The following is a 17,725-nucleotide window of genomic DNA, read 5'->3' as shown; positions in this document are numbered from 1 at the left end:
GCTCTTATCATCGCGCCACCCAATCCCCGGAGAGCCCACCATGACCGAGCAAGAACGCCTCGAGCTGGAAGCTGCAGCCTTTCGCGCACTGGTACAGCACCTGCGCAGCCGTCCTGACGTGCAGAACATCGACCTGATGAACCTGGCCGGTTTCTGCCGCAACTGTCTGTCCAAGTGGTACAAGGCCGCCGCCGACGACCTCGGTGTCGACGTCAGCGCCGACCAGGCCCGCGAGAGCGTGTACGGCATGCCCTATGCCGACTGGAAGGCCAAGTATCAGAAAGAGGCCTCTGCCGAGCAGAAAGCCGCATTTGCCAAAGGAAAGCATGAATGACCGCTCTCAATGCGCTGCGCAGCCGTCTGCAGCAGGACGACTACGCCTTCAGTGAAACCCTGGCCTTCGTCGCCGAGCACTATGACTATCAGCCCAGCGCCTTCCGCAACGGTGACGTGGAGAACGCGGCCGGACAGAACGAAGGCTCCTGCAAGACGCTGGGCCTGGCCCTGCTGGAAGGGTTCAGCCAGGACGAAGCGCTGCGCGCCTTCGGTGAGCACTACCGCAGCGTAGTGGCCACGCCGCAAGGCAGCGATCACGGCAACATCCGTGCGCTGATCAAGCATGGTCTGGACGCCGTGAAGTTCGAGCAGCAACCGCTCAAGCCGAGAGTTTGAAGCTGTAGCGCAAAAAACTGCGCAACTGTCAGCAAAAGCTGACAGACATCACATTGCTATCGTTTTATGCTGCGCGCACAAACAACATGGAACACGAGGGAACGTGTTCTGCGCGCAGTAGCCGCCTTCCCTCCTGTTTCGCGCTCGGCATGGAGTCGACCGATGCAGCAAACCCTGGTATGGAAACCCTGGTACACCCCCGGCGTGGAAACCCTGCGCCTGAGCCAGGATGCCAATGGCATCCACGCTACCAGCCACCTCATGCAAGTCATCAAGGGCAACAGCATCGTTGCCAACTACCTGATCGATTGCGACCCACGCTGGCGCTTCCGCCGTCTCTGGCTGAAGGTCGACAACCACGGCCAGCGCAACCTGTGCCTGCAGCGCGATCTGCGTGGTAACTGGCTGCTCAACGGCGAACCGCGCCCCGACCTGCAGCAATGCCAACACGTCATGCTCTCGGCCTCGCCTTTCACCCACACGCCAGCCCTGCAACGCAGCGCGCTGGAGACTGGGCAGAGCGAGGAAATGCAGGTCGCCTATATCGACATGCTCAGCCTCAAGGTGGAGTCACGCCAGCAGCGCTATCAATGCCTGCGGCGCCGCCCCGGTGAAAGCCTCTACCGCAGCCAGGCCGAAGGACGCGCGCAGGCAGAGCTGAGCGTCGACGACCAGGCGCTGCTGCTCAAGGCCGACGAACACTACCTGCGCCTGAGCCAGCGCGAGCTGAAGGTCAGCGCGCTGGTGTAGAGGGCCTCAATGCACGATGCGGGTGCCGCCCATCTTCAGATGGGCAGTTGCCCGAACGCCCAGCGCAGCAGAAAGAACACCAGCAAACCACCACCAATGGTCGCCAGCAGATGCCGGGTACAGGCGACAATGGCGATGGCCGCCACACCCGCCAGCAGATAGGCATTGTTCCAGCTCAGCATCCAGTTCTGTCCATCCGGCATCAGCATGCCGGGTATCACGATGGCCGTGAGCACGGCAGTCGGTACGTAATGCAGCCCCTGCCTGATCAACGGCGGGAAACGCAGATCAGGGAAGGCGAAGAGGCTGTAGCGAGTGATGAAGGTGATCACCAGCATGCCCAGGATCAGCAACCAGATATCCATCAGGCCAACTCCTCCTGCAGCGCCGGATTGCGTCGCTCCAACCACACGCCGACGACGATGCCACTGGCCGCAGCCGCCATCAGCCCGAGCTTGTAGGGCAAGGCATGGCACAGCAGCGCCACGGCGCCAGCGACCAGAGCGGCAGCCACTTGCGGCTGGTTGCGCAGCATCGGCACGACGATGCCGATGAAGGTCGCCAACATGGCGAAGTCCAGCCCCCAATCAGCGATGTTTGGCACCGCCTGGCCGAACAGCACGCCGACCAGCGTGCACAACTGCCAGTTGCAGTACATGGCCAGGGCCGCGCCAAGAAAGTACCAATGGCGATAGACCCCCTGGTCGCCCCGCGCATAGCGCTGCACCACCACCGCATAGGCCTCGTCGGTGAGCCAGAAGGCCAGCGGCATGCGCCAGCGCTTGGGCAGATGACGCACGTGGGGCTGCATGCTGGCGCTGTACAGGGCGTGGCGCAGATTGACCACCAGGGTGGTCAGCAGCACCACGGCGATGCCGGCACCACCGCTCAGCAGGCTGATGGCGATGAACTGCGCCGAGCCGGCGAAAACCAGCAGGGACATGCCCTGAGTCTGCCAGGGATCGAGCCCGGCAGCGCCTGCCAGGCTGCCGAAGATGATGCCGAAGGGAATCGCGCCGAGCAGCATGGGCAGCATATCGCGGGCGCCGTGGGTGAATTCGTGTTGACGGGACATAGAACCTCCTTGGGACGGCGAGCTTAGCCAAACGCCCCAGGCAGGTCTTGAACGTTCTTGCTCTCAGTAAAAGCCCGCGACCACCTCCTGCAGATACGCCGATTCGCCATCGCGCGGCATGACCACCCCCTCCAGCCCGAGCAGATCGCCGAGATCCGAGTAGATGCCACGGCCACGCTCGCTGACCGCCTTCTCGCTGCCGTCGGCGCACAATAGGCGATAGTCGAAGCTGAATGGCCGCGCACTGCGCACGCCCTCCTGGACGAGACGCCAGATGCGTCCGCGATCCTCAGGATGGATCAGGCTGTTGAAGGTCAAACTCTGGCTGTCGACCAGCGCGTGTGGCGCGTAGCCAGTCAGCTCCAGGCAGCCGGCGCTGACGTACTCCATGGTCCACTGCCGATTGTTGCGGCAGCGGTACACCATCAGCGGCAGGCCATCGAGCAGGTTGCTGAGGCTGCGATAACCTGCCTGCAGCTGCTGATTACGCGGCACCTGGGCACTGATGTCGGCCAGGCTGGCCACGTAGCCACACGTGCGCCGCACCAGCCGGGCCTCGACCCAGTACAGCTCACAACCACGGCCGAGGTAGCGCAAACTGCCGATCCACGGCGGCATCCCCACACTCAGGCCGTGCATGGCCTGCTGCCATAGCCCCCGATCCTCGATATGCAGAAACTCACGGTGATCGAGGCCCAGGCAATCGCGCACGCGATGTCCGCTGAGCACTTCCCAGCCACGATTGCCGCGCACCATGGTCCCGGACTCATCCAGCTGAATCAGCGCCACCGGCAGCTCATCGAAATCCGGCGTACCGATGGCCCTGGCAAGACGGCCACGCAACGGCCCCAGGCATTGCTTCAGCCACTCCATCACGACTCTCCCATGCCATCGCTCAGGTTCATACGATGCGCCCAGGCTGCCAGCTCCAGGCGCGAGCGCAGGCTGAGCTTGCTCAGCAGATGCTTTACGTAGATCTTCACCGTGCCCTCGCTGATGCCCAATTGACGGGCAATCAACTTGTTGCTGAAGCCCTCGGTGATCAGCACCAGGGTCTGCCGCTCGCGCTCGGTCAGCTCGACGCGCGGCGCCTCGCGGCAAACTGCGCGCTCACGCATGCCGCCGGCCAGCAGCGCCGAGAGCGCCGGATCGAGCCGCGCCTGCCCGCTGGCGCAGGCCGTGACCGCCTCCAACAGCTCCTCCGGCTCGCTGTCCTTGAGCAGATAGCCATCGGCGCCGGTGCGCAGCGCGGCGAGCAGATCGTCACGGGCAGCCGAAGCGGTCAGCACCATGACCCGACTGTCCGGCAGATCCAGCTTGAGCGCATGCAACGTATCCAGCCCATCCAGACCGGGCATGTGCAGATCGAGCAGGATCATGTCCGGCAGCAGACGCCGTGCCAGCTCGATACCCGAGGTACCGCTGGATACGCTGCCAACCACCCGAAACGCCCCGGATGCTTCGAACAGCTCCGCCAACCCTCGTCGCAACAGCGGGTGGTCATCGATCAACAGCAGGCTGAAAGGCGCGTTCATGTTCGTCCCCACTGCAGGCGTACGCAGGTGCCCTTGCCAGGCGACGATTCGATGGCCAGCTGTGCGCCGATGGAAGCCGCCCGCTCACGCATGATGTTCAGGCCGAAATGCCCTTCTTCTGGCGGCATCGGTGGCAACCCGACACCGTCGTCATGCACCGCCACCACCACACCGCTGCCCTGCGGCCACAGGCGTATCGACACCTGCCTGGCATGTGAGTGACGCACGACATTGGCCAGCGCCTCACGCACGATCTGCAGCACCTGCAACTCCACCTCGCTCGGCAGCGAATGGGCGGGCAGGCGATTATCCAGGCTGAAGACGCAGCCATTGCTGCGCGAGAACGCCTCCACCGAGGCTTCCAGTGCCTGGCGCAGGGAGTGGCCGTCCATGGTCAGTCGCGCACTGCTGATCAGCTCGCGCACCTGCCGATGCATGACCCGCAAGCCCTCACGCAAATCGTCGAGCATGACATCGGCCGCCGCGTGCTCTCGCTGCTCCAGCACAGCCTGCAAGCGGCTGGCCCGAATCTGCAGGTAACTGAGCTGCTGCGCCACCGAGTCGTGCAGCTCACGCGCCAGTACGCCACGCTCGGCGCTCAGTTCGCGCCGACGTAGGCGCCGCTCCTCGGCGAAGGCCTGCAGGGCCTCTGCCAACGGGCGAGCCATCTCGCGCAAGCGATCACGCTGCCACAACTGCGGGCGGCGGGCGAAATCCACCTGCAGCACAGCACTATGCCCCTGCTCCTGATAGAGGCCGGCCAGAGCACGATAGCGGCCCTGAGACAGGCACCCGGCACAAAGCTTCACAGCACCTGGCAGCGGCAGTTCATCACCGTGCCCGGGGCAGTCGCCTGCCTCCAGCGCGGCCGGCGCTCCCAGGTAGCGCCAGCCCGGTCCCCCCTGCTGCGGCAACCACAGGCTGAGCGCGGCAGCATCGAGCGCGCGCTGCAGTTCCGGCAGCAGCTCCAGTAGCGGTGCATCAGCTCCGCCCTGCTGCAACAGGCGCAGGGGCAAGGCGGCGAGCGCCTGACGATAGGCCGGCGCTGCCGGCACGCCTCGTGGCCGACGCTCGGCCAGGAAGGTCCGCAATAGCAACTGGAGCATGCGCTCTCCACCAAGGCAGGTGATGGTCAATGGAACCAGCAATTTCCATGCCCCAGGGCGTTCGGTAAAAAACACCATAAAGAAAGATTATTTCCCGAAGAGAAACAAAAACACTCACTCAATTGCACCAGCGAGAGGCCGTCCTGCCCCGCAGCGGGGCAACGCCAGGCGGCCATCTACCCCCAACGAGGTATCTCTTCAGAGCGAATTGCAGGGAGGCGCCAAGCCCGTATCGTATTTCTCAGCAGGAACTTTTATTTCCTTAAAGTCATTAGAAATGATCGACACTGGAGACTCTCCATGACCACTCGCATCGCCATCATCGGCGCCGGCCCCTGTGGCCTGGCTCAGCTTCGCGCCTTCCAGTCCGCCGCCGCCAAGGGCACGCAGATTCCCGAACTGGTCTGCTTCGAGAAACAGAGCGACTGGGGCGGCATGTGGAACTACACCTGGCGCACCGGTCTGGACGAGCACGGCGAGCCGGTGCACGGCAGCATGTACCGCTACCTGTGGTCGAACGGGCCGAAGGAATGCCTGGAGTTCGCCGATTACACCTTCGACGAGCACTTCGGCCGGCCGATGGGCTCCTACCCGCCGCGCGAAGTGCTGTGGGACTACATCAAGGGTCGCGTCGAAAAGGCCGGCGTGCGCCAGTACATCCGCTTCAACACCGCCGTGCGCGGGGTCGCCTTCGACGAGGCCAGCGGCCAGTTCGAGGTCACCGTGCACAGCTACGACCAGGACCTCACCAGCAGCGAACACTTCGACTACGTGGTGGTCGCCAGCGGCCACTTTTCCACCCCCAACGTGCCTTATTTCGAGGGTTTCGAGAGCTTCGCCGGGCGCGTGCTGCATGCCCATGATTTTCGCGATGCACTGGAATTCAAGGGCAAGGACGTGCTCATCGTCGGCGCCAGCTACTCGGCAGAGGACATCGGCTCGCAGTGCTACAAGTACGGTGCACGCTCGATCACCAGTTGCTACCGCAGCGCGCCGATGGGCTACAAGTGGCCGGAAAACTGGGAAGAGAAACCGCTGCTGAGCCACGTCCAAGGCAGCACCGCGTTCTTCGTCGACGGCACCAGCAAGCACGTCGACGCCATCGTCCTGTGCACCGGCTACAAGCACCACTTCCCTTTCCTAGCCGAGAACCTGCGCCTGAAGACCGACAACCGCCTGTGGCCGCTGAACCTGTACAAGGGCGTGTTCTGGGAGGACAACCCGAAGCTGGTCTACCTCGGCATGCAGGACCAGTGGTACAGCTTCAACATGTTCGACGCGCAGGCCTGGTACGCCCGCGACGTGATCCTCGGACGTATCGCCCTGCCCGACCACGCCGCCATGCACGCCGAGAACCTGGCCTGGCGCGAGCAGGAGCTGACCCTGAAGAACGCCCAGGAAATGTTCGAGTACCAGGGCCAGTACATCCAGACCCTGATCGACGCCACCGACTACCCCAGCTTCGACATCGCCGCAGTGAACCAGACCTTCCTCGAGTGGAAGCACGACAAGTACGACGACATCATGGGCTACCGCAACAAGTGCCACCGCTCGCTGATGACCGGCACCCTGGCCACGCCGCATCACACCCCCTGGTTGGAAGCACTGGACGATTCGCTCGAAGCCTACCTTTCCGATTCGCCACAGACGGCCATCAAGGCCGTGGGCTGAGCCCCCTGCCAGCCTGCGCACGCCCCCCCAGGGTGCGCCATGCGCACCGGTAGCAATCACAAGAACCCAGGTGCCCTGCATGCAGATGCCCGTGATTTCCCGGCCGCACGAGCCGGCGCTGTTCGCTCGCACACCGGGAGTGGAACGCCACCGCGTCGCCCCCGGCGGGCTGACGGTGATCGCCCTGGAGCCGGGCGACCGGATCGAGGTAATCGACCTCGAAGGCGACCAGTTGGCCGAGCTGCTGGCCTTCGACGAAGCGGGCCGCGAAGCACTGGCCGCCCTCGGCCTGCAGGCCAGCCCCGGCGCCGACTTCATCGGCCGTCTGCTCAGCGATGGCAGCCGCGAATCGCAGCACGTTGCCAGCGGTTTGGGCAAACGCCATATCGATGCTCGGCACCTGCCCGCGGCGGCGTGTCTCTGGCAGCCCGCTACGCCCGCCGGCTTCAGCCGCAGCCTGAGCGCCAGCGCGGCGCTGCTGGTGATAGTCGCGGCGCCCGGCGGCGCGGTCACCGTGGACAGCCAGCAACGCGCCAGCGAGCTGCGCCTGCTCATCCACCGCGCCAACCCCTCGAGCCTGCTGATTCCCAGCCTGCCGGCGCCGCTCGGCGAAGTGGTCGACGAATTCACCATCGCCCCTGGCACGGCGCGTGACTACATCGTCGCGCCGGGTCAGTACATCCAGGTGATCGACGTCGCCGGCCGGCAGTGCTCGGACTTCGTCGCCTTCGACCGCCATGGCCTCGACGCCGGCCGCGAGATCGACCTCGACCCCACCGTCACCCGCACCCTGAACGGCAACGCCTATCCCGGCCCGGGCCTGTTCAGCCGCTTCTTCGATCGCGACCTGCGGCCGATGCTGGAGGTGGTGCGCGACACCGTCGGCCGCCACGACACCTTCGCCCTGGCCTGCAGCGCACGCTACTACGAGGCGCAGGGTTACTTCGGCCACGCCAACTGCAGCGACAACCTCAGCCGCGCGCTCGCCGCCCACGGCGTGCAGGCGCGGCGCGGCTGGCCAGCGATCAACTTTTTCTTCAATACCGGAATCGATGCGCACCAGCAGCTGACCCTGGATGAACCCTGGTCGCGCCCCGGCGACTACGTGCTGCTGCGTGCCCAGCGCGAGCTGGTGTGCGCCAGCAGCTCCTGCCCGGACGACATCGACCCGGCCAACGGCTGGCAGCCGACCGACATCCATATCCGCCTGTATGCCGACAAGGAGCGCTTCAGTATCGCCATGGCCAACCGCAAGACGCCCGACGCCGACCCAGTGCTGACCCGCGAAAGCGGCTTCCATCCGGGCACCAGCGCCCTCACCCGCCAGTTCGTCGACTATCGCGGCTGGTGGACGCCCACCCAGTTCGACGGTTACGGCACGCTGGCCGAATACCACGCCTGCCGCGAACGGGTGGCGGTGATGGATCTGTCCGCCCTGCGCAAGTTCGAGGTGCTCGGCCCCGACGCCGAAGCCCTGCTCAACCTCTGCCTGACCCGCGACGTGCGCAAGCTGGCGGTCGGCCAGGTGGTGTACAGCGCCATGTGCTTTGATCACGGCGGCATGCTCGATGACGGCACGCTACTGCGCCTGGGGCCGGACGCCTTTCGCTGGATCGGCGGCGAGGACTTCGGCGGCGACTGGCTGCGCCAGCAGGCCGAGAAGCTGGGCATGAAGGTGTGGATCAAGTCCGCCTCCGAGCAGATCCACAATATCGCCGTGCAGGGCCCGCTCGCCCGCGAGCTGCTGCGGCAGATGATCTGGACGCCCGGCACTCAACCGAAGCTGGATGAGCTGGGCTGGTTCCGCTTTCTCATCGGTCGCCTCGACGACTATGACGGCGCACCGTTGATGGTCTCGCGCACCGGCTACACCGGCGAGCTGGGCTATGAAATCTGGTGCCACCCCAGCGATGCGATGAAAGTCTGGCAACGCCTCTGGCAGCTCGGCGAACCGCTGGGGCTGGCGCCGCTCGGCCTGCACGCGCTGGACATGCTGCGCATCGAGGCCGGGCTGATCTTCGCCGGCTACGAGTTCAGCGACCAGACCGATCCGTTCGAGGCCGGCATCGGCTTCTGTGTGCCGCTCAAGAGCAAGCAGGACGACTTCATCGGTCGCGACGCCCTGCTGCGGCGCAAGACGCACCCCCTGCAGCAGTTGGTAGGCCTGGAGCTGGACGGTAACGAGCCGGCCGCCCACGGCGATTGCGTGCATGTCGGCCGCGCTCAGGTCGGCGTCATCACCAGCGCCACACGCTCGCCGGTACTGGGCAAGAACATCGCCCTGTGCCGCCTGGCGGTGGACTACTGCACGCTCGGCACGCGGCTGGAGGTCGGCAAGCTGGATGGCCAGCAGAAACGCATCGGCGCCACTGTCGCTGCCGGCACCGTGGCCTATGACCCGGACAAGAGCCGGGTCAAGGCCTGAGGTCGGCAGGCCGCGAGCACCGTGCGCACTGCCGCGGCTTTTGGAAAGAGAATTGCTAGGGAACCGGGCAGCGGCTGCCAATCAGGAGGGCAGCCCTCAACGACCCCCGAGGAGGATCGGCCGATGTGGTTCAGCAATACGACCCGAAACCTGGCCAGTGAACTCAATCAGTGGCTCGAACACCTGCTCAGCCAGCGCCCGCCGGCAGGCGAACGACCGCACCTGCAGCAGCAACCGCAATTGCTCGGCAGCCTGCAGCGTCTGCAGCGCGACTGGGAGGAGCTGCAGCGCATTCGCCAGCACAGCGAGCAGCAGCCTGCCGCACCCTGCAGCGCCGAGGACTATGCGGCGTTGCAGCGCCGCCTGCTTCAGGCCGAGCAGCAGAGTGCACGGCTGCAGGAGGAGCTGCACGCCAGCCAGGCGCAGAACCAGGGCTTCCTGGAAGAGCGCGCGCACTGGGAGGAAGAACGTCAGGTCTGGGAGCTGACCAAGCGCACCCTGACCGAGGGCTGCTGGGCGATGAACGTGGTCGATGGCGACCCGGACCACCCGCAGAACCTGATCCGTTGGTCCGAGCAGTTCCGCGAACTGATCGGCTACAACCGCGCCGAGTTTCCCGACGGCTGGGACAGCTACTTCAAGGTGGTCAATCAGGACGACCTGAAAGCCGTGATGCAGGCCTTCAACGCCTCGATGGTGGACAGAAGCGGCGACGGTTTCTACGCCGTGGAGTACCGCATGCGCCACAAGACCCGTGGCGAAGTCTGGTACCGCGAGCGCGGCCGCTGCCTGCGCGATGCCCAGGGCAAGCTGCTCTACGTCACCGGCGCGGTACGCGAGATCACCGATGAAAAAGCCGCCGCCAGCCTGCAGGAGCGCGAACAGGCCAGCATTCAGGCCACCTACGGGCAGATCGCTCAGGTCGCTGGCGTGATCAAGGGCATTGCCGAGCAGACCAATCTGCTGGCCTTGAACGCCGCCATCGAAGCCGCGCGTGCCGGCGAGCAGGGCCGAGGTTTCGCCGTGGTCGCCGACGAAGTGCGCAACCTGGCACGGCGCACCCAGGAATCGGTGCAACAGATCCAGGGCATGTTGCAGAAAAACCCATGACAACGACCCATTTTCATGCGTGATGCCAGCGAGATGAACACAAAGGGGGCATTTTTTAACCGGATGTTTCCAAGCAATCCCAGCCTTTGGCCCGCGGGCCAGCGAGCCGCCTTCTGGCACAAGGATTGCCTATTCATTCAGGGAACTTTTTATAACTACAGATAAATAACGCGCCTGCATGGCGTCCACCTGAAGTCCCACTGCCAAGACCGACCGACATTCCAAGAACAGTATCGAGGATTGATAGATGGAAGAGCAGAAGACCCCCACTCTGGAGGAGCTACAGGCTCTGATAGAGATGACCAACACCCTGAATATGGAAATATTCTACTGGTGGTGTATCGCCCTGATGATCTGCATTCATGTGGGCTTTCTCTCCTACGAGATCGGCGCGTCTCGTCTGAAGAATGCACTGGCTGCGGGGGTGAAGAACATCCTCGCCTTCGGCTTCATCGTACCCAGCGTGTTCCTGGTCGGCTGGGCGGTCTACAACGGTTTCCCGGACGGCATCGTGCCGCGCATGGACGCCATTCTCGCCGGCATGCCCTGGAGCCAGTCCATGGGCCCGAACATCAGCGATAACGCCACCGGTATCTTCTGGGCCGCCTTCGCCATGTTCGCCGCCACCACCGGTTCGATTCTCTCCGGTGCGCTGATCGAACGTACGCGCATGAGCGCGTTCATCATCATGACCATCTTCCTCGGCGGCTTCCTCTGGCTGCTGGCGGCCTCCTGGGGCTGGCACCCGGAAGGCTGGCTGACCGTCAAATGGGGCTTCCATGATGTCGGTGCGGCGGGCTGCGTACACATGATCGCCGGCTTCTTCACCCTGGCGGTGGTGATCAACCTCGGCGCACGCATCGGCCGCTTCAACGCCGATGGCAGCGCCAACGCCATCGTCGGTCACAGCATGCCGATGAGTGTGGTCGGCCTGATGCTGATCATCGTCGGTTTCTTCGGCTTCCTCGGCGGCTGCATCATCTACAACTCGGGCGCACAGTGGATCAACATCTACGGCCAGCCGACCAACCTCTCGGCGTTCGCCTTCAACACCCTGATGGGCTTCGCCGGCGGCCTGATCGGCGCCTACCTGACCACCCGCGAGCCGTTCTGGATGATGTCCGGCGGCCTGGTCGGCATCATCTCGGTAGCCCCGGGTCTGGACCTGTACCACCCCGGCCTGGCCTACCTGATCGGCATGGGCGTATCGGCCACCGCGCCGCTGATCAACAACCTGCTGCTCAAGTTCAAGCTCGATGATGCCGTCGGTGCCTTCGCCGTGCATGGTTTCGGCGGCTTCGCCGGTATCGTCATCAGCGGCATCTTCCTGGCCGGTTACCCGAACGTGAACGGCATGCCGGAGATCAGCTTCTTCGGCCAACTGGGCGGCGCTCTGGTCATGGCAACCCTGGGCTTCGTCCCCGGCTACCTGATTTCCTATGCCCTGAAGAAGGCCGACCTGCTGCGCGTCCCGGCGCATGCCGAAGAACGTGGCCTGGATCTGACCGAGGTGCCAGCCCAGGCCTACCCGGAATGGGCTTCGATGTATGGCCCGAGCAGCAGCGTCGGCGGCAGCGAGCCGGCAGCACTGGCCACCGCCACGCCGAAGTCGGCCTGAGTCTTTTTTGTAGCCTGGCCGCTCAAGCGGCCAGCCCTATCGCGAGGAACGCAGCATGAGCATCACTACCTACGAAGGCGCCAGCGCCGTATTCACCTTCGCCGACAAGCCGGCCATTCTGGTTTTCATCAGCTTGCTGGTGGCCGGCGTCAGTCTCTATGCGCTGATCGCCACCATGATCCACGAGAAGCACAGCTACGCCCTGCCGGACGAAAAGCTACCCAAGCTCAAGTAAGGCCATGGCCGGCGGCGCTCGCCGCCGGCCATCTCCAGATCACTCAAGCGCCAGCCAGTCCCTCCCCTCGCACGCCCTCATCGCTCCCAGACAGCGGCTCTCGGAAATCGCCTCGTCCACATGCCATATCGCGACCCTAAAGAAGCGAAGCGGCATACCGATATCTATCCTAAGCTCAAGTCCAATCATCTTGATCCATTTGCTGAGCGCCACGCAGAGCGAGACTCAAGCCCAGCAAGCCACAACCACGCCAGACAATGACAGCTGACCACAGTGCGAGTCAGCCAAGGAGCGCACCTTCAGACGACAACCTCGTTAGGGACATAGAGCTAGACGCAGGATGCACATAAATAAAACGCAGCCATCGCTCTTGCGTACATCAAAACAATCCGCACAAACGCGTCATATCCCTAGAGGGTGCCTCTATGCCGTCTACCGCAACTGGCTTCTCGATCCGCACACTGCTGTACGCCAGCTATGGCTCTCTGCTCGCCCTGTTGCTGCTGATAGCAGGCGTCTCGCTCTACAACCTCGCGGCATCGGACGAAGACTTCTCCATCTACATCAACGGGATAGAAACTCGTAAAAAGCTGGCCAACCAGCTCAGTGACGCCGTCAGTGACAGGGCCATCGCACTGCGCAACCTGGCGCTCAACAGCGAGCCGGCAGAGCGTGGGGCGCAGCGTGACTTCATCGCCCAGAAAGAGAAGAGAGTCGTCGACAGTCTCGCCGCCTTGCGCCAGGCAATCACGACCCACAAGGACGTTTCAACAACAGGGCACGAGCTGCTCGCACGCATCGAACAACTGGAAGCACGCTACAGCGAGGTCGCGCACAGCATCGCCGAGCACCTGTTCAACGGTGAAGACGTGGAAGCGAAACGCATGGTCAAGGAGCAGTGCACGCCTCTACTTGAGGAGTTGACCGGCACCCTGGAGGGCTATCTCAAGCACACCACCGAGATTGCCGACCAACGCTTGAGCGAAAACGAAGCGCACTACAAGGAAGAGCGCAATATCCTCATTCTGATCACGGCGATCAGTTTCATACTCGCCGCCCTGCTCGGCCATCTGATCAGCCGTAAACTGCTGCGCGCCCTGGGCGCCGAACCAGGCGACCTGAACCGCATCGCCCAGCGTGTCGCCGAGGGTGACCTGCGGACGATGGAAGCCGCCGTCAACAGTGCGGAAAACAGCGTGCTTGCCGCCCTGCTGCGCATGCAGCAGAACCTGCGCCAGGTCACCCAGGGCATCGATGCCTCATCACGTACCGTGGCTCACTCCAGCCAGGAATTGAGCGAGTCGAGCCTGCGCAACGCCGAAAGCGTGGCCCAGGCTCAGCGCGAAGTGGAGCAGATCGTCACCGCCGTGCACGAAATGGCGGCGACCGTGCAGGACGTGGCGCGTAGTGCCGAAACCGCCGCGCAAGCCGCCAGCGAGGCTGACGAGGCCGCAGCGCAAAGCCAGCAGAAAGCCGGGCAGGCAGTGAACCTGATCGGCGAACTGGCGCAGGTGATCGACAATTCCAGCGAGGCCATGGGACGCCTGAAAGCCGAAAGCAGCAATATCGGCAGCGTGCTCGACGTGATCAAGTCAGTGGCCGACCAGACCAACCTGCTGGCCCTCAACGCAGCCATCGAAGCGGCTCGTGCCGGTGAGGCCGGGCGCGGCTTTGCCGTGGTCGCCGACGAGGTACGCAGCCTGGCCCGGCGCACCCAGGAGGCCACCACCGAGATCGAAGGGCTGATTGCCAGCCTGCAGAAGATCGCCGACGAGACCGCGCGCTACATGGAACGCTGCCAGAACTCCAGTTCGCAGTCGGTTTCCGGCGTGTCCGAGGCTGGCGAGGCGGTGGCCCGCATCGTCAGCATGATCGAACGCATCAACGGCATGAACCAGCAGATCGCCACGGCCGCCGAGCAGCAGAGCGCGGTAGCGGAAGAGATCAGCCGAGGCATCGTCTCGGTACGCGACAGCACCGAGCAATCGGCCTCCGCCTTCCAGCATGCACAGCAGGAAAGCGAGAGCCTGGCGCGCACCAGCGAAGCATTGCGCGGAAACATCGCGCACTTCCGCCTCTGACGCCGCTCGCTGGCGCGGCCTGCCCAGGCCGTGCCAGCGACGCCCGTTGGCTAGCCGAGCAGGTAGTCCAGTACCTGTGCCATCAACGCATGGCCTGGCTGATAGCGCTGCGCCTCGGCTGCCAGTTGGGCGGGTGTCTGCACCCAGGGGCCTGGCTCGAGTTCATCAGCGCATTGGTGCAACAGATCCGCCACGATCGCAGGCGTCATCTCCGGGTGGCACTGCAGGCCGATCACCCGCCGCCCGAGCTGAAACGCCTGATGCCGACAGGCCTCGCTGGAGGCCAGCAATCTGGCGCCTTCGGGCAGCTCGAAAGTTTCGCCGTGCCAGTGCAGCAGCTCGATACGGTCGGGAAAGACGAAGCTGTCCTCGCCCGTCGACTCGGCCCGCCACACCGGAAACCAGCCAATCTCTGCCACCGCGTTAGGCTGCACGCGAGCGCCAAGCGCACTGGCGATCAACTGGGCGCCCAGGCAGATACCGAGCACCGCTACTCCAGCGTCGATGGCCTGGCGCAGGAAGGCCTTCTCCTCGATCAGCCAGGGCAACTCGGCTTCATCATTGACGCTCATCGGCCCGCCCATAGCGACGATCAGATCGCAGCTACCGGGGTCTGGCAACTGAGCATCCGCCTCGAAGAAGCGGGTGTAGCGCAGCTCCGCGCCGCGCGCCTGCAACCACTCGGCCATGCTGCCGACATCCTCGAAGGGTACGTGTTGCAATACCTGCACGCGCATGACGGGTTCCTCAGGTCAGTGGCTCGGGGGCGAAGAGTTTCAGGCCGACGATGCCGGCGACGATCATCACCAGACACAGGCTGCGCAACAGGTTCAGGCTCTCGCCGAGAAACAGCGCGCCGTAGGCCACCGTGCCCAGGGTGCCGATGCCGACCCACACCGCGTAGGCCAGGCCCAGCGGCAACTCGCGCACCGACAGGCTCAGCAGGTAGATGCTCAGCGCCAGGAAGAAGCCGCAGTACAGGCTAGGCCACAGACGGGTGAAGCCGTCGGTACGCGGGATGATCGAGGCGTAGAACACCTCGCAGATACCGGCCAGCAGCAGAAAACCCCAACCGTTCAACCAGGCCATCGCCCTCTCCTTGCACTGAAGGCACAGCGGGCCATGTCTCTATGACCCGCTTTGCCCGCGAAAACTCGTCCGCGCCGACTCCCGGTCGCAGTCCCTGACTCTCAGCCCTTGGCCGTGCGCTTCTTCTTCTCCGGATCATCGAACGGCAGGCTGTGGGCGATGGCGCTCACCGCCAGGCTGCCTTTCACCTCCAGCGGCGCGCCCTGCTCTGCATAGGGCACGTCCATACGCGCGATGGCCATGGACTTGCCAGACAGCCGCGAGTACATGGCGCAGGTGATCACCCCCACTTGCTTGCCGTCGGCCCACAGGGTGTCGCCAGCCTCGGCAGCCTTGTCGCCGTCGAGCAGCACGCCGAAGATCTTGAAGCGCTCCTTGCCTTGCAGGCGGCGATGCTCGTTGGCCCCACGGAAATCGCCCTTGGTCGGCGACACGGTGAAGTCCAGCCCCAGCTCCCACAGGGTGTCGCCGGCCGGCTGGTCGGCGAAGGGGTACATCTCGGAGTTGTCGTAGGGGAAGAACAGCAGGTAGCTCTCCACCCGCAGCCAGTCCAGTGCGGTGAAGGCGCAGGGGATGATGCCCAGGCCCTTGCCCTGCTCAAGAATGCGGTCCCAGATCGCCGGCGCGTCGGCGGCCTTGCAGAAGATCTCGTAGCCACGCTCGCCGGTGTAGCCGGTGCGCGAAATCATCACCGGGCGGTCGAACAGCTTGGTTTGCAGGTGATGGAAGTACGCCAGCTCACGAATTCCGGGTACGTGCTCGGCGAGAAAATCCACCGCCAGTGGGCCTTGCAGCGACAGGTCGTGCAGGTCGTCGTCGAACAACACCGCCACCTGCCGGCCCTGGGCCGAACGCAGCAGCATCTCGTGACCGTTGCCGGAACCGTGCACCACCATGAAGGCATTGGGGCCAGTGCGGTAGATCACGCAGTCGTCGACGAATTTGCCGGCCTCATTGAGCATGGTGGCGTAGACGCTCTTGCCCGGATAGACCTTGGAAATGTCGCGGCTGGTGGCGTATTCCAGCAAGCTCTCGGCATGCGGGCCGACGTAGTGCACCTTCTTCAGCCCGGACACATCCATCAGCCCAGCACGGGTGCGGATCGCCTCGTGCTCGTCGGCCAGGTCGCTGGCGTAGGTCCAGGCCGTGCCCATGCCGCTCCAGTCCTCGAGCGTGGAACCCAATGCGCGGTGACGCTCGGCAAGGGCGGAAATACGCCAGGAATTGGCCATGGTGGTTCTCCTATCGAGTGCGGTTGGCCTGCACGCAGGCGAGTGGTTCTGTTTCCCCTCCCCCATTTCTGGGAGAGAGCTGAGCGGAATCAGGCGGCCTGGGCCTGCGGGTCGAACTGGCGCAGCCAATCCACCACGGTCTGGCGGTAGCGGGTCAGGCCCTTGTAGTCGGCGATTTCGTCCGGCAGGTCGCGCAGCACGCGGTGCAGACGGCAGGCCCAGGCCGGATTTGTGGCCAGTTCTTCCAGGCTGATCAGGTAGGTGCGGATGCCGAACAGCAGCGCATTGCTGCGTGGCAAGCGCGGCATGAACTGCAGCTCGACGCGCAGGTGCACCAGGCGCGCGACGTTTTCCGCCGTCACCAGGCCGCGCTCATGGCCCCATTCGTGGAAGGTCTCCGAGGAGGTGTCCAGGCGCGGGTTGATGGTCATGGTCCAGTTCAGGCGGCGCACCGGGTGGCCAACCTGGATGTTCAGCAGGTACTTCAGCGCGCGCTCGAACACCCCGAGCTGATGCGCCACGCCCGGCACCGGCGCATGCCACTGCTTGAAGCTCATGCCGGCGTCGAACTTGATCGACCAGTCCGCCGGGCAGGTGACCATGCCGGCATCCATGAACAGGTCGCCGTCACGCTGATCGAGCACGGCGAAGTCGCCCTGCACCTGACGGGTGATGTATTCCAGCGGCTCGAACGGCAAGCTGCTGGCATCACCGAAGGTGAAGCGCTGCTCGATGCCCAGCGGGCGGTTGCTCCACAGCCACTGGTCACCGTCACGCTCAAGGGCGAAATGCTCGGGATAATCGGTGGCCAGGTGCTCCATCAGCATTTCCAGGGTGTCCCATGCGGCCAGGGCCATGTGCGGCATCACCAGGCAACGATCCGGGTCTTTCTCCAGCACGCAGGCGCGCTCGGCCATCTCCGAAAGGTAATGCTCGTCGATATCGAACCAGTGCTCGAACACCGAGCCCGGCGCGCGCGGCGTGGCCGGCTCGATATTGACCGAGTACATGTAGCTGTCTTCGGCAAAGGGGAAGGGAAAACGGGCGATGGCCTGCGGGCTGTTGCTGAAGGTGAAATCGTCCCGGTAGGTTTCCAGCGGCTTCATCACGACGGACATGGCGGACT

Annotated in this window: 18 protein-coding genes; 9 read left to right on the top strand and 9 right to left on the bottom strand. The window is 64.3% G+C overall.

Going from position 1 to position 17,725, the window contains the following annotated elements:
• The first annotated feature begins 40 nt into the window (after window positions 1–40).
• The 3 genes from PCLY_RS02670 to PCLY_RS02660 all read left to right on the top strand — a co-directional run bounded on the left by PCLY_RS02670 (window position 41) and on the right by PCLY_RS02660 (window position 1,422).
• The gene (locus PCLY_RS02670) at window positions 41–334 is read left to right on the top strand and encodes a DUF1244 domain-containing protein (protein ID WP_061237699.1); all 294 of its coding nucleotides are present in this window, start codon (window positions 41–43) and stop codon (window positions 332–334) included.
• Window positions 331–672, top strand: a complete 342-nt coding sequence (locus tag PCLY_RS02665) for a HopJ type III effector protein (RefSeq protein WP_061237698.1) — start codon at window positions 331–333, stop codon at window positions 670–672. The genes PCLY_RS02670 and PCLY_RS02665 overlap by 4 nt, the downstream gene beginning before the upstream one ends.
• Before the next feature lie 162 nt (window positions 673–834).
• The gene (locus tag PCLY_RS02660) at window positions 835–1,422 is read left to right on the top strand and encodes a putative glycolipid-binding domain-containing protein (protein WP_061237697.1); all 588 of its coding nucleotides are present in this window, start codon (window positions 835–837) and stop codon (window positions 1,420–1,422) included.
• A 35-nt stretch (window positions 1,423–1,457) separates the two neighbouring features.
• Here the strand turns inward: PCLY_RS02660 and PCLY_RS02655 are convergent, their stop codons facing one another.
• From PCLY_RS02655 to PCLY_RS02635, 5 genes are all read right to left on the bottom strand, one after another.
• Window positions 1,458–1,787, bottom strand: a complete 330-nt coding sequence (locus PCLY_RS02655; RefSeq protein ID WP_061237696.1) for an AzlD domain-containing protein — start codon at window positions 1,785–1,787, stop codon at window positions 1,458–1,460.
• Window positions 1,787–2,497, bottom strand: coding sequence for an AzlC family ABC transporter permease (locus tag PCLY_RS02650; protein WP_061237695.1), 711 nt, complete (start codon window positions 2,495–2,497; stop codon window positions 1,787–1,789). Before PCLY_RS02650 ends, PCLY_RS02655 begins: the two co-directional genes overlap by 1 nt.
• A gap of 63 nt (window positions 2,498–2,560) precedes the next feature.
• Complete coding sequence (locus PCLY_RS02645) at window positions 2,561–3,370, bottom strand: PAS domain-containing protein (protein ID WP_061237694.1); 810 nt, start codon at window positions 3,368–3,370, stop codon at window positions 2,561–2,563.
• Window positions 3,370–4,032 carry a response regulator gene (locus tag PCLY_RS02640; RefSeq protein WP_061237693.1) on the bottom strand — a complete coding sequence of 221 codons (663 nt, stop codon included), beginning with the start codon at window positions 4,030–4,032 and terminating at the stop codon, window positions 3,370–3,372. Before PCLY_RS02640 ends, PCLY_RS02645 begins: the two co-directional genes overlap by 1 nt.
• Window positions 4,029–5,138, bottom strand: coding sequence for a sensor histidine kinase (locus PCLY_RS02635; RefSeq protein ID WP_061237692.1), 1,110 nt, complete (start codon window positions 5,136–5,138; stop codon window positions 4,029–4,031). The genes PCLY_RS02640 and PCLY_RS02635 overlap by 4 nt, the downstream gene beginning before the upstream one ends.
• A 300-nt stretch (window positions 5,139–5,438) precedes the next feature.
• Between PCLY_RS02635 and PCLY_RS02630 the strand changes: the two genes are divergently transcribed.
• The 6 genes from PCLY_RS02630 to PCLY_RS02605 all read left to right on the top strand — a co-directional run bounded on the left by PCLY_RS02630 (window position 5,439) and on the right by PCLY_RS02605 (window position 14,278).
• A complete protein-coding gene (locus tag PCLY_RS02630; protein ID WP_061237691.1) occupies window positions 5,439–6,809 on the top strand; it encodes an NAD(P)-binding domain-containing protein in 1,371 nt (456 codons plus the stop codon).
• Window positions 6,810–6,888: 79 nt separating this feature from the next.
• Entirely contained in the window at window positions 6,889–9,234 is a 2,346-nt protein-coding gene (locus PCLY_RS02625) for a DUF1989 domain-containing protein (RefSeq protein WP_061237690.1), read from the top strand.
• Window positions 9,235–9,357: 123 nt separating this feature from the next.
• Complete coding sequence (locus PCLY_RS25350) at window positions 9,358–10,344, top strand: methyl-accepting chemotaxis protein (protein ID WP_061237689.1); 987 nt, start codon at window positions 9,358–9,360, stop codon at window positions 10,342–10,344.
• A 247-nt stretch (window positions 10,345–10,591) separates the two neighbouring features.
• On the top strand, window positions 10,592–11,962 hold the full coding sequence (locus tag PCLY_RS02615; protein WP_061237688.1) for an ammonium transporter: 1,371 nt from the start codon (window positions 10,592–10,594) through the stop codon (window positions 11,960–11,962).
• Between the two features lie 55 nt (window positions 11,963–12,017).
• The gene (locus PCLY_RS02610; protein ID WP_037048173.1) at window positions 12,018–12,197 is read left to right on the top strand and encodes a hypothetical protein; all 180 of its coding nucleotides are present in this window, start codon (window positions 12,018–12,020) and stop codon (window positions 12,195–12,197) included.
• A 425-nt stretch (window positions 12,198–12,622) separates the two neighbouring features.
• Complete coding sequence (locus PCLY_RS02605) at window positions 12,623–14,278, top strand: methyl-accepting chemotaxis protein (RefSeq protein WP_061237687.1); 1,656 nt, start codon at window positions 12,623–12,625, stop codon at window positions 14,276–14,278.
• A 50-nt stretch (window positions 14,279–14,328) separates the two neighbouring features.
• Here PCLY_RS02605 and PCLY_RS02600 read toward each other — a convergent pair whose 3' ends face one another.
• The 4 genes from PCLY_RS02600 to PCLY_RS02585 all read right to left on the bottom strand — a co-directional run bounded on the left by PCLY_RS02600 (window position 14,329) and on the right by PCLY_RS02585 (window position 17,717).
• Entirely contained in the window at window positions 14,329–15,015 is a 687-nt protein-coding gene (locus tag PCLY_RS02600; RefSeq protein WP_061237686.1) for a type 1 glutamine amidotransferase, read from the bottom strand.
• 10 nt (window positions 15,016–15,025) lie between these two features.
• Window positions 15,026–15,367, bottom strand: a complete 342-nt coding sequence (locus tag PCLY_RS02595) for a DMT family transporter (RefSeq protein WP_061237685.1) — start codon at window positions 15,365–15,367, stop codon at window positions 15,026–15,028.
• Between the two features lie 101 nt (window positions 15,368–15,468).
• The gene (locus PCLY_RS02590; protein ID WP_061237684.1) at window positions 15,469–16,599 is read right to left on the bottom strand and encodes an aminomethyltransferase family protein; all 1,131 of its coding nucleotides are present in this window, start codon (window positions 16,597–16,599) and stop codon (window positions 15,469–15,471) included.
• A gap of 89 nt (window positions 16,600–16,688) precedes the next feature.
• Window positions 16,689–17,717 (bottom strand): heme-dependent oxidative N-demethylase family protein, encoded by a 1,029-nt coding sequence (locus tag PCLY_RS02585; RefSeq protein WP_061237683.1) that lies wholly within the window; start codon window positions 17,715–17,717, stop codon window positions 16,689–16,691.
• Window positions 17,718–17,725: the final 8 nt, after the last annotated feature.

The sequence above is a fragment of the Ectopseudomonas composti genome (assembly GCF_001567565.1).
In the GTDB taxonomy this organism is placed as follows: Bacteria; Pseudomonadota; Gammaproteobacteria; order Pseudomonadales; family Pseudomonadaceae; genus Aquipseudomonas; species Aquipseudomonas composti_A.
This window is presented reverse-complemented; position numbering and strand designations above follow the sequence as displayed.